This is a genomic window from Flavobacterium sp. B114r (genome assembly GCF_056824125.1).
Window position 1 is genome coordinate 607,744 of record NZ_CP124858.1, and the last position, 15,556, is coordinate 623,299.

Here is a 15,556-nt window from a genome sequence, read left to right on the forward strand (position 1 = left end):
ACAGAGTTTTTCACAAAGATTAACAAAGAATCATTCTGTTTTTAATCTTTTTACAATTCAAGCTTTGTGAATCTTTGCGAGAATACTTTGCGAAACTCTGTGCAACAAACAATAATTGTTACATATATCACTTTTTCAACACATGTAACGTGTTTTTATAACAAAAATACATCGTGTCAAAAAAACACCTACCTTTATTATCTACCTTTGCAAAAATTTTAAACCCTTAAAATCAAAGTGATATGCTAGAAATCGACTTTAAAGAAATAATTACTGTTGGAATGGTACTTTTTGCCGTAATTGATATTGTAGGGTCGATTCCGATTATTGTGAATTTAAGAGCAAAAGTGGGACATATCGAATCTGAGAAGGCTTCGATAGTTGCAGGACTTATTATGATTGTTTTTCTTTTTGTGGGCGAAGGCTTCTTAAGCCTTATAGGCATTGATGTTCACTCATTTGCCGTAGCGGGTTCGTTTGTATTATTCTTCCTTGCTCTTGAAATGATTTTAGGAATCAGAATCTATCGCGACGAAGAGCCGGGATCAGCTTCTATTGTTCCTTTAGCATTTCCGTTAATTGCCGGAGCAGGAACTATGACTACTTTACTTTCGTTGCGTTCTCAATTTCACACCATTAATATCATAATTGCCATTATATTAAATATCATATTGGTTTATATTGTTTTAAAATCTTCTAAAAAAATCGAAACTTTATTAGGAGAAAACGGACTTGGCGTTGTTCGTAAGACATTTGGAGTGATACTTTTAGCGATTGCTGTTAAATTATTTGCTGCTAATGTTAAAGGTTTGTTTGTCTAACATTTATTTTTATAAATTTACCCCATAAAATTTCTAAAATACAACTTGAGGATATTTTTTAACATCTAAAGGTTTTACTTTATTATTTTAGGCAAATAAACAACCATTATGAAAATCTTTACTTCCATCTTAGTGCTTTTAGCATTAGCTTTAATTGTTTTTAATATTACGTTGCTAGACTTCAAAAATCCTTTTCAGGGAGATAGTGTAGTTGCTTTTATTGGAATTGCAGCTTCATTTTGTGCCGTATTGATTCTTTTGATTTTTAGAATTTCTAAAAGAATTGAAGAGAAAACAAACGGACGATAATATGTTTGAAGTTTTAATTATTGGCGGAGGTGTATCAGGCATTTCTTGTGCACTCGTTTTAGGATCTGCCAAAAACAAAGCTTTTGCAACCGATAAGAAAATCGGAATTTTTACCCACCAAAAAAGCTCTTCTTTACAAGAAGCGATCTTCTATAACGCTTATGGCATAAGACCCGGCAAATTGGGTTCGGAATTATTATTCGAAAGCACACAGCATTTAGCAATGACTTACCCTCATATTACTCAAATACAGAATGAGAAGGTAATTAAACTTGAAGGTACTTATCCTGAATTTACTGTTACTACAAATAAAGACTCATATAAAACAAAAAATATCGTTGTAGGAATTGGTTCTGCCAATACTTTTGACATTGAAGGTTTAACTCAATATATTGAACCTCATAAAAAAGCACTTCCTGAAAAACAACGTATTCAGCTTAAAAACAACGATCATAAAGTAGCCGATGGCATTTATGTTATAGGGACTTTAGCAGGCTGGAGAAGCCAACTGGCAATTGCTGCCGGAAGTGGCGCCGCTGTTGCCACAGATATTCTTACTTTATGGAATAACGGCGTACAGACCCACGCTCATGATAGTATTCGATAGAATTTAAAACATTAGTTTTTTTCATCTACCATTAAGAGATTAAGTTTATCAAGCTTGCTACATATAATACTACAAATACTTAAATATCTTATAAAATAAAACCATTAAGAGATTACGAAAATCTAGCCGTAAAGCTTAATTTTTCTTAATCTCTTAATGGTAAAATAACTGTTAAGCTAATCTCTTAATGTAAAAAAAACAAGCCTTATTTTACTGAAACAATTTCTTTTACTTTAATATGTTTCTCTGTATCGGTTTTCCAGATTTCTCCTTTTAACGAAACCTCATCACCTACTTTTAATTTCTTGTAGTTTTGTGGGCCACCAACATTTACAATGCTGATTACAGCATAATAAACCTCATTTTTAGTTGTATTGATTTTAGCCGTATAACCGTCTTTTCCAAATTCAATGGATTCAACTTTTCCTGAAATCGTATTTTTATCTTTCATACCAGCACAAGAAATCACAAATGCCATTAGTACTGCCAGAAAACTTATTCTTTTTAGATTTTTCATATTTTCTATTTGAGTTGTAAAGCTCGCTCATTTCCTAAAATGATCTGTTATATTATTTAAAATTATTGTTTTATTTTAAGACAGCACAACTTCCCGCTATTACTTTTATATTTTCTTCAAACTGTTTCCAGACTCTGATGTATCTAAAGGCTCCATTTAAAAGATTACCATCATACGTTCCTTTCAACATAACAGTTACTGTAACTACAGCCAGATCATCTATTATATTAATAATTTGATCTGACGCTTCTATTACTTCAATTTTCATTTTGCCTGAACGATATGAATTCAGATCGAATTCTTTCGTAATCGTTTGTCCGTCGGGTAAATTAAAAAGCAAATCATCGTGCAGCATTTTATCCAAAGTAGGAACATCTGCATTTTTAATGGCTGTCAGAAGCTCAATTTCAGCATTTACAATAGTTTCTATTTTCATCTGATCAAAAATTAAGGATTACTTTTTTGGATTCAAAACTGCTTTAATCATCGCATCTTCTTTCAGGATAACATCATAGTAATATAATTCTCCATAAAGCTGTCTCGCAAATTCTGCTGTAATGTAACGATTTACCAAAGCTTTGGTTTTATCTAATTTCAGATCTAAACCCGTCATTAAAATATAGGTTCTAAACTTTTTAAAATTGACGTCTGAACTTTTCATCTTAGCCAAAAACTCATTAAAATTAAGTCCTGAAAAAGCGTTTCTGTTTTTATCTAATTCTTCAAAAACAAAATGACCAACAATTCCGGTTTGCATCAAATAAGCGACGTTCTCGTTTCCGTGTTCTGCTTCTATTGGTACAAAAATGTCCGGAACAATTCCGCCACCACCGTAAACGATCTTCCCTTTTGGAGTTTTAAATTTTAAGGAATCAGCCACTTTTATACTGTCTTTTGCATAAAGTTCTCCTGATTTTATACGAGATTCTGATTCTTTAAAATATTCTTCATTTCCTTTTTTATAAGGTTTCTGGATCGATCTTCCGGTTGGCGTATAATATCTCGCCACGGTCAATCGCACCGCAGATCCGTCATTAAAATCCATTTCGCGCTGTACCAATCCTTTACCAAAAGAACGACGGCCCACAATAGTCCCGCGATCACTATCCTGAATTGCTCCAGCCAAAATTTCGCTTGCTGAGGCACTATTTTCATTGATTAAAACATAGACTTTTCCGGTTTCGAAACTTCCTGCTTTTGTGGCATATGTTTTTTCGGTAGTTCCGTTTTTATTTTTAGTAAAAACGATCAATTGTTTGTCTTTCAAAAACTCATCAGCAATTGCAATGGCTTCTTCCATATAGCCGCCGCCATTATCACGAAGATCAATAACCAAAGACTCAATTCCGCTTTGTTTCAGTCTGGTTAAACCGGTTTTGAACTCATTAAAAGTCGTTTCGGCAAAACGGTTAATTTTCATGTAACCTGTTTTATTATCGAGCAATAAAGAAGCATCCACACTTTTTATTGGGATAATATCTCGTTTTACTTTAAACTTTAGTTTCTTTTGTTCTGATTTTCTAAAAACGGTCAATTCAATTTCAGAACCTTTTATTCCTTTTAGCTTAGAGAATAAACTGTCTGAAGGCAATTTTCGCCCAAATAATTTCGTTTTTCCTGCAAATAAAATTCGGTCACCTGATTTTATTCCCGCTTTCGCCGAAGGTCCGTTTTCAATTGGTTTTATAATCGCAACAGAATCTTTATACATATAAAAATTAATTCCGATTCCAACGAAATCTCCTTTCATACTTTCAGCAACCTCAGCTTGTTCTGTTGGCGGAATATAAACAGAATGCGGATCTAGTTTTGAGAGAATATTATCTACCGTAAGATTTACAATAGAATCTGTATTGATGCTGTCAACATATTCGTTATTGATAAAATCAATCAGTTTGTTCAGCTTGGTTTTCGAGTAATTTTTAGCCAAAAGCTGATCATCAACGGGAGCGTTCATTAGGCTTCCGCTGACTATTCCCAGAGCAAAGGTAGCTCCGATAATGATTGGCAAATATTTTGAGTTTAATTTCATTACTCTTCTAAAACAGGAATATGTTCGACTTCGACACCTGCTTTTATTAAAAACTGAATTCCGGAATCATCGCGATATCCGTTTTGATACACCACTCTTTTTATTCCGGACTGGTGAATTAATTTGCTGCATTCTTTGCAAGGCGAAAGTGTAATATACAAAGTTGCTCCCTCACACGATTGTGTTGATCTGGCAACTTTCAGGATCGCATTTGCTTCGGCATGCAAAACATCCCAACGGGTTAATCCGTCTTCGTCTTCACAGCAATTCTCAAAACCGGACGGTGTCCCGTTATATCCATCAGATATAATCATTCGGTCTTTTACGATAATAGCGCCTACTTGTTTTCGCTTACAATACGAAAGTGAACCCCATTCCCTGGCAATTCTCAAATAAGCTTTATCGTATTTATTCAATTTTTTATCTTCCATTTATTTTATCTGTTCCAAATTGGGCTTTCGATAATCATAGGAATAACAACTCCTATAATAAAACCTGACATTACAAGCGCCCAATCACGTTTTGAAAAACGAAATACGGTTTGTACAATATATGATATTATCAAAACTACAAAGACCACAACTAACTGAGCTGCTTCGATTCCCAAAGCAAATTCGCCTAAAGGTAGTAATTTTGAACTAGGTGATCCTCCTAAAATAGTTTTGAAATAATTTGAGAATCCAAGTCCGTGTATAATTCCAAAAAATAAGGTTACAAAAAATACTAAATTCAATCCATCGTTTTTTGATGCTTTCCCGGCTGTAAAGAGATTAAAAATAGCCGTTATTAAAATCGTTATCGGAATTAAAAATTCAACCGTATTCACTTTTATTGCTATAATTCCAAAGACCGAAAGTAATAAAGCTAAAGTGTGGCCAATTGTAAAAACGGTAACTAAAAGCAAAATACGTTTCCAGTCTTTAAACAAATAAGGCGTTGTTAATGCAATTAAAAAAAGAACATGATCATAAGCATGAATATCTAAAACGTGCTTTAATCCTATTTGAAAATAAATCCAAAATTCTGACATACGGGTACTACTATTAATGATTAGGGGTTGTAAACTTACGATTTATTTTGAAAAATTAAAGGTGACGCAGATTAAATCAAGGAATAAAAATAAGTTAAATTTTATGAGAAAATTAAAATTAATAATTTAAAATAAAAATTATCTTTGCGATATAAAAATCAACAAATTATGCCATTTTCAGAATTATTTGATAACGAATTCAAAGAAAGAAACAGAGGTCATTTCTCTGCAATTGTTCGTGTAGCTTTTGCTGACGGCAAAGTAAGTTTAGAAGAAAAAGACTTCTTAAATAAATTAGCTTCAAGATTAGAAATTTCAGAAGACGAATATAATGAAATCCTTACGGATCCTTGGAAACATGCAATAAATCCTCCTTATTTATACACACAACGTTTAGAGCGTTTGTTTGATTTAGCGAGAATGGTGCACGTTGACCATCATTTAGGAGACCAACAAGAAGTGATGTTAACCCGTATGGGATTAGCGTTAGGTTTTACTCCAGGAAACGTAAATTATATTGTTTCGAAAGCATTGTCTTTAGTAGATAAAAAAGTAGACTTGGATACTTTTCTTTTCGAAATGGAAAATATGAACAAGTAAAAAGTTTTTCAGTTTACAGTCTCAGTCACAGTCACAGTAAACAGTTTGCTACCTTAAATAAAGAAACCCGACAGATTTTTGAAATTTGTCGGGTTTTCTGTTAGAATCCTGAACAACTTAAGACTTGAACAAAAAAACCTAACAGGTTTTAAAAACCTGTTAAGTTGTCTGAGACTAAAAACTGAGACTTATTCAGCTGCCATAAACTGTTCTGCTTTTTCGACCATATTATAGCTTCCGCAGAAAAAAGGAACTCTTTCATGCAATTCAGTTGGCTGGATTTCCATAATTCTTCCAAAACCGTCTGTTGCTTTTCCTCCAGCTTGTTCTGCAATAAATGCCATTGGGTTACATTCATATAATAAACGTAATTTCCCTTTTGGTGCTTTTGAACTTGTTGGGTATAAATAAATTCCGCCTTTGATCATATTCCTATGAAAATCTGACACCAGACTTCCAATATACCTGGAAGTATATGGTCTGTCTTCTTCTTCTCTCTGGCAATATTTAATGTAGTTTTTTACGCCTTGCGGAAAATGAACATAATTTCCTTCGTTTACAGAATATATATTTCCATTTTGAGGAAATTTCATATTCGGATGTGACAAATAAAATGTTCCGATGGCCGGATTTAATGTAAATCCGTTTACGCCATGACCGGTCGTATAAACCAACATGGTCGAAGTTCCATAAATTACATAACCTGCTGCAACTTGATTGATTCCCGGTTGTAAAAAATCCTCGCTTGTTACCGGGGTTCCTATTGGTGTAATTCTTCTAAAAACAGAAAAAATAGTCCCCACAGAAACATTTACATCAATGTTCGATGATCCATCAAGCGGATCCATCAAGATCACGTACTTATTATTATTACTGTTGTCGCTCCCCTTGACAGTAATAAATTCGTCGTTTTCTTCTGAAGCAATACCACAGACAATCTCACGGTTTATTAACGTCTGGATAAATACTTCGTTTGCATACACATCTAATTTTTGCTGGTCTTCTCCCTGAATATTTTGTTCGCCTGCGGCGCCAATAATATCCACCAATCCGGCTTTGTTGACTTTATAGTTCACGACTTTTGCCGCCAAACGTATAGAGTTGATAATTCGGGAAAGCTCTCCCGACGAATACTGAAATGCTTTTTGGTTCTCAATAATAAACTCTCCTAGTGTTTTATTGCGTTCTTCCATTACTATATCGTTGTAGTTTTTGATTATAAGTCACAAATATCGCTTTTTTTGTGAGAATGATTCAAAAATTATTTTGTTAGTTTGCCACTATTGTATATTTGCTAATTAAAGACGGGAAGTACCGAATAAAAAAATAGATTTTTAGCGAATAAACGCTTAATAATAAGAATATATGAATTGCCCTTACAAGAAATTCGTACAAGCAAATTTTTGAAATAAAAGTGGTTATCGTATATTTAGGAATAAAATTAAATTAACAGAATATGAATATTAGAAAAGGAAATCCTGAAGACATGCAATCGGTTTTGGGATTAATAAAGGAGTTGGCAATATTCGAAAAAGAACCGGAAGCTGTTGTTATAACTGTTGATGATTTAGTGCGTGATGGCTTTGGTGAAAACCCATTATTTCACATATTTGTAGCAGAAGTTGAAGAGGAAATTGTTGGAATCGCGCTTTACTATTATCGTTATTCTACCTGGAAAGGAAAAACAATTCATCTGGAGGATTTGATTGTAAAAGACAAAATGCGTGGTACCGGTTTGGGATCTGCATTGTATACTGCAATTATGAAACAAGGAAAAAAAGAGAATGTTCGAAGAGTAGAATGGAATGTTCTGGACTGGAATACTCCTGCCGTGAAATTCTATGAAAACTCAGGTGCTAAAATTCTTGAAGAATGGAGAGTAGTTCAAATGGATGAAAAGGGAATTAATTCGTATTTAGCAAAATTGTAAAAAGAAGTTTGCCACAAATTAAAATGATTTACAAGATTTTTTTTGCCACGAATTTCACGAATTAGCACGAATTAATTAGTGTAAATTCGTGAAATTCGTGGCGAACTGACACAGATTGGAAATTTTTTTTAATCTTTTTAATCTGTGACAAAATAAAGACGCACAGCTGTGCGCCTCTACAATTCAATTGGAATTTGGAGTTTAAAAAAATTGGAATTTTATAAAAAACAGCATATATAAAAAATGAGAGTATTTAAATTTGGTGGCGCATCTGTAAAAGACGCTGATGGAATTAAAAACGTTTATGACGTTTTACAAAAAGTAGGTTATGAAGATGTAATTTTAGTCGTTTCAGCGATGGGAAAAACTACAAATGCTCTTGAGGTTGTAATCAAGAATTATTTTGATAAATCGGCAGAATTGAATTCTTCTGTGCAAGAAATAAAAAAATACCACAATCAAATCTTATTGGATTTATTCGAAAATGAGAAACATGAAGTATTTACTGCAGTAAAAGCTTTATTCTCTGAATTAGAATATTTCCTGGCACATAATAAATCGCCAAATTACAATTTTGTTTACGATCAGATTGTAAGTTTTGGAGAATTGATTTCCACTACTATTCTTAGTCATTTCATGAATTTTATGGGTATTCAAACGCAATGGCTGGATGTTCGTAATTTCATTAAAACGAATGCCAATTACAGAGATGCCGAGGTTGATTGGGAAACTACCCAACAACTGATCAGTAAAAATGTGAAACGAAAAATCTTGAACATCACGCAAGGCTTTTTAGGTGCTGACGAGAATAACTTTACGACTACTCTTGGTCGTGAAGGTTCTGATTATACTGCAGGAATTTTTGCTTATTGTTTAAATGCCGAAAGTGTAACGATCTGGAAAGATGTTCCCGGTGTTATGAATGCGGATCCGCGTTATTTTGAGAATGCGAGTTTATTAAATCAGATTTCGTATCGTGAGGCGATCGAATTGGCTTTTTATGGCGCAACGGTTATTCACCCAAAAACATTACAGCCTTTACAGAAAAAAGAGATTCCGTTGTACGTAAAATCTTTTATCAACCCGTTATTAAAAGGAACCTGCGTTTCTAAAGGTGTTGATCTTGAGCCACAATATCCTTGTTTTATTGTAAAGAGAAACCAGCTTTTGATTTCGCTTTCATCAATAGATTTCTCTTTTATAATGGAAGAAAACATCAGCGAGATTTTTGGATTATTTCATGAATTCAAACTAAAAGTAAATTTGATCCAGAATTCGGCGATTAGTTTTTCTGTTTGTGTAGAAGATAAATTCGAAAATTTCACGGAATTAAATGCGATACTTTCTAAAAAATTCAAAGTAGATTTTAATGAAAATGTAACTTTATATACGATTCGTCACTTTACAGAACAAGCAGCACAAACTGTCGAAGACAATAAAGTGGTTTTACTAAAACAAGTAAGCCGTGAGACGATGCAAATCGTTACGAAAGAGATTAATTAAATCATCTTTACTCCGTTAATTAGTTAATTCACATACCTGAAAAGGCTTCACTAATAAGTGGAGCCTTTTTTATTTCTTAAGAAACTACAGTACTCTATAAATCATTATTAAAAAAAACGAAAAACAATCAGGCTATAAATAATTTACTAAATTTACTCGTATTTGTCTAAAGTTAAAAATACTTAATCATGGAAGACAACAATGATCCAGGCGAAGAAGTCAAAAGGGAATGGGAAAATGATCCTAAAAATTGGATCTGGGGAATGTTTTATTACAATCCGAAAGACAAACGACAATACTTCCTTAAGAAAATGAAAGAACTTGGGTGGCATGCTAATTATGCACATCCAAACAATATAATTATCATTTCATTATTATTTGCTATAATTCTAATCTTCATAAAATATGCTAAGCATAAACAATAGCATCATTATTATACTTTTCTAAGCTAATTTCCATGACAACATTTTACGATGTAAATCTATTACACCATATTTCCTGATATATTAAAATAATATTAATATCAGTTTTGATTTAGCTTTAAGACTTAAAAAACAGAAACATTTTCCAAATCGAATGTTTACGGAAAGCCTTCATCAATAAGTGAAGCCTCCCTTATTTCCTTCTCCCATTTTGAGTAATTATAATTTTAAGGTCTTCGATTTGCACTTCGTATTTTTTTATGATTTTTCTGTAACCATTTATTACTTCATTTTCCGTCAAAGGTTCTTCATTCATCAAATCTCCGCTTAGCCAGGATTTCGATTCTTTCCTCACCAAATCTTCCTGAATTATTTCAAAAACTTCGCAGATTTTATTAAAATGACTGGCCCACGAATTGCTTTCTCCTCTTTCCATTCGTGAATAGGCAGATAACGATATACGTAAAAAATCTGCCACTTCTTCTTGTGACAGATTTTTAGACCGCCGCAGCTATTTAAGCTTATTTCCTATAATTTTATTCATAATTAACAGTTTTAGCGAATTAAATATAATAAATATTTTACAATATACTGAATATAGGTTTAAAATAACCGATTTTCGGTTGAGACTTTTTTAAAATTATAGATAGATTTGCGATATTAAATTAATGTATCAGGAAAAAAAATGTATTAGAAAAAGTGAAAATCACGAAAAGATTTAACATCAAAATAAAAAGATGAATTATCCAGCCCTTTTCCCGTCAATCATTGTTATAATAATTGCTTTGGGATACCGATATTTAAATAACAAAAAATAAGCTAAACAAAATCGAAATAATTCGTCGCACAAATGGAGCACAACAACAAACCCTCTGAAGAAGAAAAAGACAAATGGCGAAATGATCCAAACAATTGGGTTTGGAGGCTTTTTTTTACAACCACAAAGACAAAAGATTATTTCTCCAAAAGAATAAAATATATAGGATGTACCATTAATTTCGGTAATCCCAACTCTGTTTTCTTTGCTGTAATACTTGTATTTACTTTGTATCTTTTATCCCGATTTACAAATTAGATCCTACTATTAAAAGCAGCTGAATTCATAAAGCTATTTTGCCTTTACCTCGCTCTATTATTCTCACTTTGCTCAATCTCTGACTTTTTATAATTTGCTTTTTTTGAGTTGCCAAAATTGTAAGTCGCAATCAGTTTAAAATACTGTGTTGTTAAGGTTCGATGATAATAAATTTCAGTCTGTCCAACGTTATAATCGCCTGAAAGCCTAAAACCATGAAAGAGATCATTTGCGATAAAATTGAGCTTTAAGGCATCTTTAAAAAAGTTTCTTTCTATTCCTATTGCTACTGTCGATCTACTATCGTCATGACGTAATCCGTAACTTTTATCTCCTAAATACCACGCTAATACTTGTATTTTGAACCAATCAGGAATGGTAAATGTATTATTCGAATACAAATATATTTGTGGCTTTACGGCTCCCGATGTATATTCATAAAAATTATCCACAGCTTTACTCACATTCAGACTTATGGTATTGGTAGAACTCCACCATTTATTGGCAAAAGACCTTGAAAACGAGGTAAATAAAGTATGTTCTTTCTCTAAATTCAGAGATCTTAAAACATAACTATCGGGATTATCGCCTCGCAATGCAGCTCCGGAAATTGGATCAATTTTGTAGGTATATCCTAATTTAAAATCAAATTTCTCATACAGAGCACCAATTTCGAAAGCATGTGTCTTTTCAGGCAATAAATTAGGATTTCCTTCTATGGTCGTAAAAGGATCCTGATAAATTACAAATGGGTTTAATGCTTGATATCTTGGTCTGGTGATCCTTGAAACATACGAAAAATGCATTTTCAAATCTTCTGAAAAATCCATATTCAAAAGTAGATTTGGGAAAATATTCGTGTAGTTTTTATTAAATTTCTGAATCCCATTTGCATTTGTATACAAATCATAATTTGTTTTTTCGGCTCGTGCGCCAACTGAAAAATTGATTTTTTGGCTGAATGTGCTTCCATAATTCAAATACACCGCACTAATTTTTTCGCTGTATTTAAAATCACTCGAAAGCAGATCATCAAATTCAAAATTCAAATCGTCTGTATCTGCAGTTAGAAAATCAGTCCCTGACTGTATTTTTGCCTGACTCCATTTCAATCCCATTTCGAGCTTTGTATTTTCACTTATCTTTTTCGAATAATCAGCTTGTACAGCGATAATATTTATAGTGCTTCCCACATTATTCTTCAAATATCTTCTCTCATTTATTGCATCGAGAAAACTATTTTCTTCAATAAAATCCTTTACAGTTCCGTTATAATTAGAATATTGAGATCCTATAAATAATGACGAACCTTTGCTGTCTGTGATTGTATTGTAATTTAGATTTACGAATTGGTTGAGCAAAACATCATTTTTGGCAATATCCGTGGCATAAAAACTTGTTCCTGAATTAGTATCTATTGCATTCCTGCTTTCTACAACGCCTCCCAGATCTTCAACATTACCGTTGTAAGCCATTGAAATATAACTTTTTTCAGAAAAGGTATATTGCAGTCCAAGCACAAAATTAGAGTAATTATTAAATTGTCTTTTCCATTCTGTTGTTAGTTCAGATCGCATATAGTCATCAGGATTTGGCCTTGTTCTTGTTGTATACAACAATTCCCTGCCTTTGCCCAATTGCAATCCGTAATTGGTTATAAAAGAAAACTTTCCTTTGGTATAATTAAAATCGAGAAGTGTATTGGTACTTGCTCCTGCAAATTTAGAAACCGTCACATGTTGGCTCGCCGTTCCTTTTGTACCATTTTCGATATTTCGTTTTGTAATTATATTGATTACCGCTTTTCCTTCGGCATCATATTTTGAGGATGGATTTGAGATGATTTCAATTTTTGAAATTTGCGAAACCGGAATTGCCGCAAAACGTTCATAATTAATCAATATTCCGTTAAGGTAAATAATCGCTTCGCCTTTTCCGAGAACACTTATTTGTCCTTCGGCTACCATAACATTAGGAACTCTGCCTAATAATTCGTTTACGGAGCTGCTTGTCGAAAGCAACGTATTGGCCACATTAACATCGATTGTTCCGTTTGCTGAATATTTAACTAATGAAGTCTGCCTTTTAATAACAACTTCGTCTAACTCATTATTTTGATTTGTAATTTTCTCAGGAATTGTTGGCTTGGATTGTGCATTTATTTCTAAGGCACAAAAAAGGAAGCAATAAGTGTAAATGAAAACAGAAACTAGGAATCTCATAGATTTGGCAATTTAAAATTTGACTTTGTTGAGACAAAAGTCAGTTCTAAATCGCAATAGGAGGTAACCAGAATAGAAATCAGGAGTACGAATTTATAAACCTATACTCCCTCTAAGCCTGTAAAGCTTGATTTTGATAGTTGGATGGAGTGGTTCCGGTATGTTTTTTAAAAGCTGCAAAAAAAGTAGATTTAGAATTAAAACCGACATCATACCCAATAGATTCTAAAGTTAGTTTGTCGTTTGAAATCATAATTTCGCAAGCTTCTTTGATCCTGTATTCGTTTACAAAACTGGTAAAGTTCTTCCCCAGATTATTATTCAAAAATTGTGATAATTGATGACTTGAAATATTTATTTCTTTAGACAAGTCCTGTAATGTAAGATTGGGATTTTTATACAAAGTCTTTTCGTTCATTACACTTTCGAGTTTTTGTGTAAAAATCTCGGCTTCTGTTGAATCTATTTTTTTACCGGAATTCTTTGATCCGTTTAATAAAAACAAATCATCCGTTTTTTTACGATATAAAAGGACAGAAATAATTAAATAGAACATAATCGAAAAAACAATTGCTCCACTAATATAAGTAGCTGCCGGAGCACGCATTATGGCAAGAAAATAAAAAAAGAATAAAAGGAAATTGCCAAAAAAAAGCATCCCGAACCACATTTCTGCCGGAGTTGTTTTGTGTTTTCTATTTACGATTTTTGCTAATATTTCTCTGATCGTAAAACCAGAGAAAATAATATGAGCAATCCATTGAAAATAAATAATCCATATAAAAATTTGGTTCCAAAGCAAAGGATAATATTCATACGGATAAATAATTCCGACCGAAACAATCAATATTGCCCAGAATAAAAGTATGAGTTTCCAGGATTTGGGCATTATATTAATTTCAGCAACGGCTGATTTCAGGAAAAAATATAAAAAGGGACCAATAAAAAAGCAAGCGGTTAACCCAAATTGCAAATACATTTTTGGCAACGTGGGATTAAAATACACAAACACCGATTTCCCAATTCTGATACTCAAGGCAAATAAGAGCGCACCCAGAAAATAATTGGTCAGGTATTTTTTTCTGGTAAAAAAGAAGAAATACACGCCCAAAATAATTCCGTTGAAAACTCCTAAGGCACTAAAAAAAAATAAGAGTTCCTTACTGGTATCCATAAATTACGTTTGTTATATTCTGACAAAGCTAAAAAAATTTATGAATTCAGCAGTTTTTTATTGTTCTTCAAATCCTTAATTACTTTTTTCAATTCTTTGATTCGTTCTTCATAATGTTCTATTACAGTATGAGATAATTCAGGAATCGCATTATCAGAAGGTCCTGTTTTATGGCTACTTTCTACCTTCAATAACTCTTCAGGAGCTATTCCGAAAATTTTACAGATTTTTAAAATATGAATTGCCCAAGTATGACTTTCGCCATTTTCCATTCTTGCATATGCTGATTGTGACATATTAAGATAATCTGCCATTTCTTCCTGCGACATCTTTTTATCTTTTCGAAGTGTCTTGATTTTATTCGCTACAACAATATTCATAATAAACAGAGTTTTCCTTACAAAACAATAGAGGACAGTTTTATAAATATATACTCACAAAGGATTTATTATTTTTAAATAAAAAACACCTATAAATTACGTATTAAAAATACCCGATAATCACATAAAACAAACGCTCACAAAGTAGTAATTTAGACATGCTGAAAAACAAGTAAATAATGAACTATAACAATAATCCCAGTGAGGAAACTCAGAACGAATGGAATAATGATCCTAATAATTGGATTTGGGGAATTTTCTATTACAATCCAAAGGATAAAAGATTGTTTCCGCCAAAACGAATGAAACAAATGGGATGGACCATTAATTTTGCAAATCCAAACTCTGTATTTTTAGTCATCGTTATTATTGCCATTCTTCTTGTTATATCGGAACATATTAAATAATTCAGGCAAAAAAACAAATGATCATACCGGATCAATATTCATTGACAACATGAAATTCTTTATATTCAAATACAGCATGGCTATTATTAGCTGTCTTTATTTAGCATACTTCTTTTATAAACCGGATCATACCGGAAATCTGATAAAAACGGCAACCTCTCTTGTTCTGGCACTTTCGATATCTGTATGTATGTACAATCAGATAAAAAGCCGAAAATAGTTTTTAAACAAACTCTCAAGACTTGAACTTGAGAATTATCTGCAATAGATAAGTCTGTCAAAAATGAGTTCTCCACTGTCGGATTTCAAATACCTAAAGGTTTTAAGGAGGGACAGAATATAGTCTTGGAATTATTTTTCACAAAAATATATTACGCAATTTTCGAATGTAATTTTAAATTATCAAGTCCTGCAAAGTAAAACAGAATCTGTCGTTCACAGTGGCAACGTTTAGCTTCGTGCTTATTTTTAACAGTTTACGAAAAACGTATTAATAAATTGACTAATTTTAATTAAAATTTAAAAAT

General features: G+C 32.5%; 19 protein-coding genes. 9 read left to right on the forward strand and 10 right to left on the reverse strand.

All coding sequences use genetic code 11. The features are described from left to right. The first annotated feature begins 242 nt into the window (after positions 1-242). The 3 genes from QLQ94_RS02820 (at position 243) to QLQ94_RS02830 (ending at position 1,737) form a co-directional block, all read left to right on the forward strand. Positions 243-821, forward strand: coding sequence for a MarC family protein (locus tag QLQ94_RS02820; protein ID WP_072964360.1), 579 nt, complete (start codon positions 243-245; stop codon positions 819-821). A 108-nt stretch (positions 822-929) separates the two neighbouring features. Beyond that, positions 930-1,130: a hypothetical protein gene (locus tag QLQ94_RS02825; protein ID WP_017496183.1), complete on the forward strand. Its 201-nt coding sequence runs from the start codon at positions 930-932 to the stop codon at positions 1,128-1,130. Between the two features lies 1 nt (position 1,131). Beyond that, positions 1,132-1,737 (forward strand): FAD-dependent oxidoreductase, encoded by a 606-nt coding sequence (locus tag QLQ94_RS02830; RefSeq protein ID WP_271337276.1) that lies wholly within the window; start codon positions 1,132-1,134, stop codon positions 1,735-1,737. A 205-nt stretch (positions 1,738-1,942) separates the two neighbouring features. Here QLQ94_RS02830 and QLQ94_RS02835 read toward each other — a convergent pair whose 3' ends face one another. From QLQ94_RS02835 to QLQ94_RS02855, 5 genes are all read right to left on the reverse strand, one after another. Then, a complete protein-coding gene (locus tag QLQ94_RS02835; RefSeq protein WP_271337275.1) occupies positions 1,943-2,254 on the reverse strand; it encodes a hypothetical protein in 312 nt (103 codons plus the stop codon). Positions 2,255-2,324: 70 nt separating this feature from the next. Continuing rightward, complete coding sequence (locus tag QLQ94_RS02840) at positions 2,325-2,690, reverse strand: nuclear transport factor 2 family protein (protein WP_271337274.1); 366 nt, start codon at positions 2,688-2,690, stop codon at positions 2,325-2,327. An 18-nt stretch (positions 2,691-2,708) separates the two neighbouring features. After that, on the reverse strand, positions 2,709-4,286 hold the full coding sequence (locus QLQ94_RS02845; protein WP_271337273.1) for a S41 family peptidase: 1,578 nt from the start codon (positions 4,284-4,286) through the stop codon (positions 2,709-2,711). Continuing rightward, positions 4,286-4,717 carry a deoxycytidylate deaminase gene (locus QLQ94_RS02850; protein WP_271337272.1) on the reverse strand — a complete coding sequence of 144 codons (432 nt, stop codon included), beginning with the start codon at positions 4,715-4,717 and terminating at the stop codon, positions 4,286-4,288. The genes QLQ94_RS02845 and QLQ94_RS02850 overlap by 1 nt, the downstream gene beginning before the upstream one ends. 5 nt (positions 4,718-4,722) lie before the next feature. Beyond that, positions 4,723-5,316 carry a HupE/UreJ family protein gene (locus QLQ94_RS02855; RefSeq protein WP_271337271.1) on the reverse strand — a complete coding sequence of 198 codons (594 nt, stop codon included), beginning with the start codon at positions 5,314-5,316 and terminating at the stop codon, positions 4,723-4,725. Positions 5,317-5,484: 168 nt separating this feature from the next. Here QLQ94_RS02855 and QLQ94_RS02860 point away from each other — a divergent pair, with 168 nt between their 5' ends. Then, positions 5,485-5,916, forward strand: a complete 432-nt coding sequence (locus tag QLQ94_RS02860; RefSeq protein WP_072964353.1) for a tellurite resistance TerB family protein — start codon at positions 5,485-5,487, stop codon at positions 5,914-5,916. A gap of 188 nt (positions 5,917-6,104) precedes the next feature. On the opposite strand, the gene fbp is transcribed toward QLQ94_RS02860, so the two are convergent. Further along, on the reverse strand, positions 6,105-7,109 hold the full coding sequence (gene fbp, locus QLQ94_RS02865; RefSeq protein ID WP_271337270.1) for a class 1 fructose-bisphosphatase: 1,005 nt from the start codon (positions 7,107-7,109) through the stop codon (positions 6,105-6,107). A 263-nt stretch (positions 7,110-7,372) separates the two neighbouring features. On the opposite strand from fbp, the gene QLQ94_RS02870 reads away from it, so the two are divergent. From QLQ94_RS02870 to QLQ94_RS02880, 3 genes are all read left to right on the forward strand, one after another. After that, positions 7,373-7,846 carry a GNAT family N-acetyltransferase gene (locus QLQ94_RS02870; RefSeq protein ID WP_271337269.1) on the forward strand — a complete coding sequence of 158 codons (474 nt, stop codon included), beginning with the start codon at positions 7,373-7,375 and terminating at the stop codon, positions 7,844-7,846. A gap of 243 nt (positions 7,847-8,089) precedes the next feature. Next, positions 8,090-9,349: an aspartate kinase gene (locus QLQ94_RS02875; protein WP_271337268.1), complete on the forward strand. Its 1,260-nt coding sequence runs from the start codon at positions 8,090-8,092 to the stop codon at positions 9,347-9,349. Positions 9,350-9,537: 188 nt separating this feature from the next. Then, positions 9,538-9,774, forward strand: coding sequence for a hypothetical protein (locus tag QLQ94_RS02880; protein WP_271337267.1), 237 nt, complete (start codon positions 9,538-9,540; stop codon positions 9,772-9,774). Between the two features lie 190 nt (positions 9,775-9,964). On the opposite strand, the gene QLQ94_RS02885 is transcribed toward QLQ94_RS02880, so the two are convergent. The 4 genes from QLQ94_RS02885 to QLQ94_RS02900 form a co-directional block, all read right to left on the reverse strand. Next, a complete protein-coding gene (locus tag QLQ94_RS02885; RefSeq protein ID WP_271337294.1) occupies positions 9,965-10,282 on the reverse strand; it encodes a helix-turn-helix domain-containing protein in 318 nt (105 codons plus the stop codon). A 608-nt stretch (positions 10,283-10,890) separates the two neighbouring features. Then, a complete protein-coding gene (locus QLQ94_RS02890; protein ID WP_482499158.1) occupies positions 10,891-13,068 on the reverse strand; it encodes a TonB-dependent receptor domain-containing protein in 2,178 nt (725 codons plus the stop codon). 112 nt (positions 13,069-13,180) lie between these two features. After that, positions 13,181-14,242, reverse strand: a complete 1,062-nt coding sequence (locus QLQ94_RS02895; protein ID WP_271337265.1) for a helix-turn-helix domain-containing protein — start codon at positions 14,240-14,242, stop codon at positions 13,181-13,183. A 38-nt stretch (positions 14,243-14,280) separates the two neighbouring features. After that, positions 14,281-14,622, reverse strand: coding sequence for a helix-turn-helix domain-containing protein (locus tag QLQ94_RS02900; protein ID WP_271337264.1), 342 nt, complete (start codon positions 14,620-14,622; stop codon positions 14,281-14,283). A 179-nt stretch (positions 14,623-14,801) separates the two neighbouring features. Between QLQ94_RS02900 and QLQ94_RS02905 the strand changes: the two genes are divergently transcribed. After that, positions 14,802-15,029 carry a DUF5808 domain-containing protein gene (locus QLQ94_RS02905; RefSeq protein ID WP_271337263.1) on the forward strand — a complete coding sequence of 76 codons (228 nt, stop codon included), beginning with the start codon at positions 14,802-14,804 and terminating at the stop codon, positions 15,027-15,029. Positions 15,030-15,078: 49 nt separating this feature from the next. Further along, positions 15,079-15,249 carry a hypothetical protein gene (locus QLQ94_RS02910; RefSeq protein WP_271337262.1) on the forward strand — a complete coding sequence of 57 codons (171 nt, stop codon included), beginning with the start codon at positions 15,079-15,081 and terminating at the stop codon, positions 15,247-15,249. The last annotated feature ends 307 nt before the right edge of the window (positions 15,250-15,556 follow it).

Coding starts and splice junctions, on each gene's coding strand:
- QLQ94_RS02910 (WP_271337262.1), top strand. CDS start 15,079: ATGAAATTCTTTATATTCAAATACAGCATGGCTATTATTAGCTGTCTT.
- QLQ94_RS02835 (WP_271337275.1), bottom strand. CDS start 2,254: ATGAAAAATCTAAAAAGAATAAGTTTTCTGGCAGTACTAATGGCATTT.
- QLQ94_RS02820 (WP_072964360.1), top strand. CDS start 243: ATGCTAGAAATCGACTTTAAAGAAATAATTACTGTTGGAATGGTACTT.
- QLQ94_RS02900 (WP_271337264.1), bottom strand. CDS start 14,622: ATGAATATTGTTGTAGCGAATAAAATCAAGACACTTCGAAAAGATAAA.
- fbp (WP_271337270.1), bottom strand. CDS start 7,109: ATGGAAGAACGCAATAAAACACTAGGAGAGTTTATTATTGAGAACCAA.
- QLQ94_RS02825 (WP_017496183.1), top strand. CDS start 930: ATGAAAATCTTTACTTCCATCTTAGTGCTTTTAGCATTAGCTTTAATT.
- QLQ94_RS02860 (WP_072964353.1), top strand. CDS start 5,485: ATGCCATTTTCAGAATTATTTGATAACGAATTCAAAGAAAGAAACAGA.
- QLQ94_RS02855 (WP_271337271.1), bottom strand. CDS start 5,316: ATGTCAGAATTTTGGATTTATTTTCAAATAGGATTAAAGCACGTTTTA.
- QLQ94_RS02875 (WP_271337268.1), top strand. CDS start 8,090: ATGAGAGTATTTAAATTTGGTGGCGCATCTGTAAAAGACGCTGATGGA.
- QLQ94_RS02895 (WP_271337265.1), bottom strand. CDS start 14,242: ATGGATACCAGTAAGGAACTCTTATTTTTTTTTAGTGCCTTAGGAGTT.
- QLQ94_RS02830 (WP_271337276.1), top strand. CDS start 1,132: ATGTTTGAAGTTTTAATTATTGGCGGAGGTGTATCAGGCATTTCTTGT.
- QLQ94_RS02905 (WP_271337263.1), top strand. CDS start 14,802: ATGAACTATAACAATAATCCCAGTGAGGAAACTCAGAACGAATGGAAT.
- QLQ94_RS02845 (WP_271337273.1), bottom strand. CDS start 4,286: ATGAAATTAAACTCAAAATATTTGCCAATCATTATCGGAGCTACCTTT.
- QLQ94_RS02850 (WP_271337272.1), bottom strand. CDS start 4,717: ATGGAAGATAAAAAATTGAATAAATACGATAAAGCTTATTTGAGAATT.
- QLQ94_RS02890 (WP_482499158.1), bottom strand. CDS start 13,068: ATGAGATTCCTAGTTTCTGTTTTCATTTACACTTATTGCTTCCTTTTT.
- QLQ94_RS02870 (WP_271337269.1), top strand. CDS start 7,373: ATGAATATTAGAAAAGGAAATCCTGAAGACATGCAATCGGTTTTGGGA.
- QLQ94_RS02880 (WP_271337267.1), top strand. CDS start 9,538: ATGGAAGACAACAATGATCCAGGCGAAGAAGTCAAAAGGGAATGGGAA.
- QLQ94_RS02840 (WP_271337274.1), bottom strand. CDS start 2,690: ATGAAAATAGAAACTATTGTAAATGCTGAAATTGAGCTTCTGACAGCC.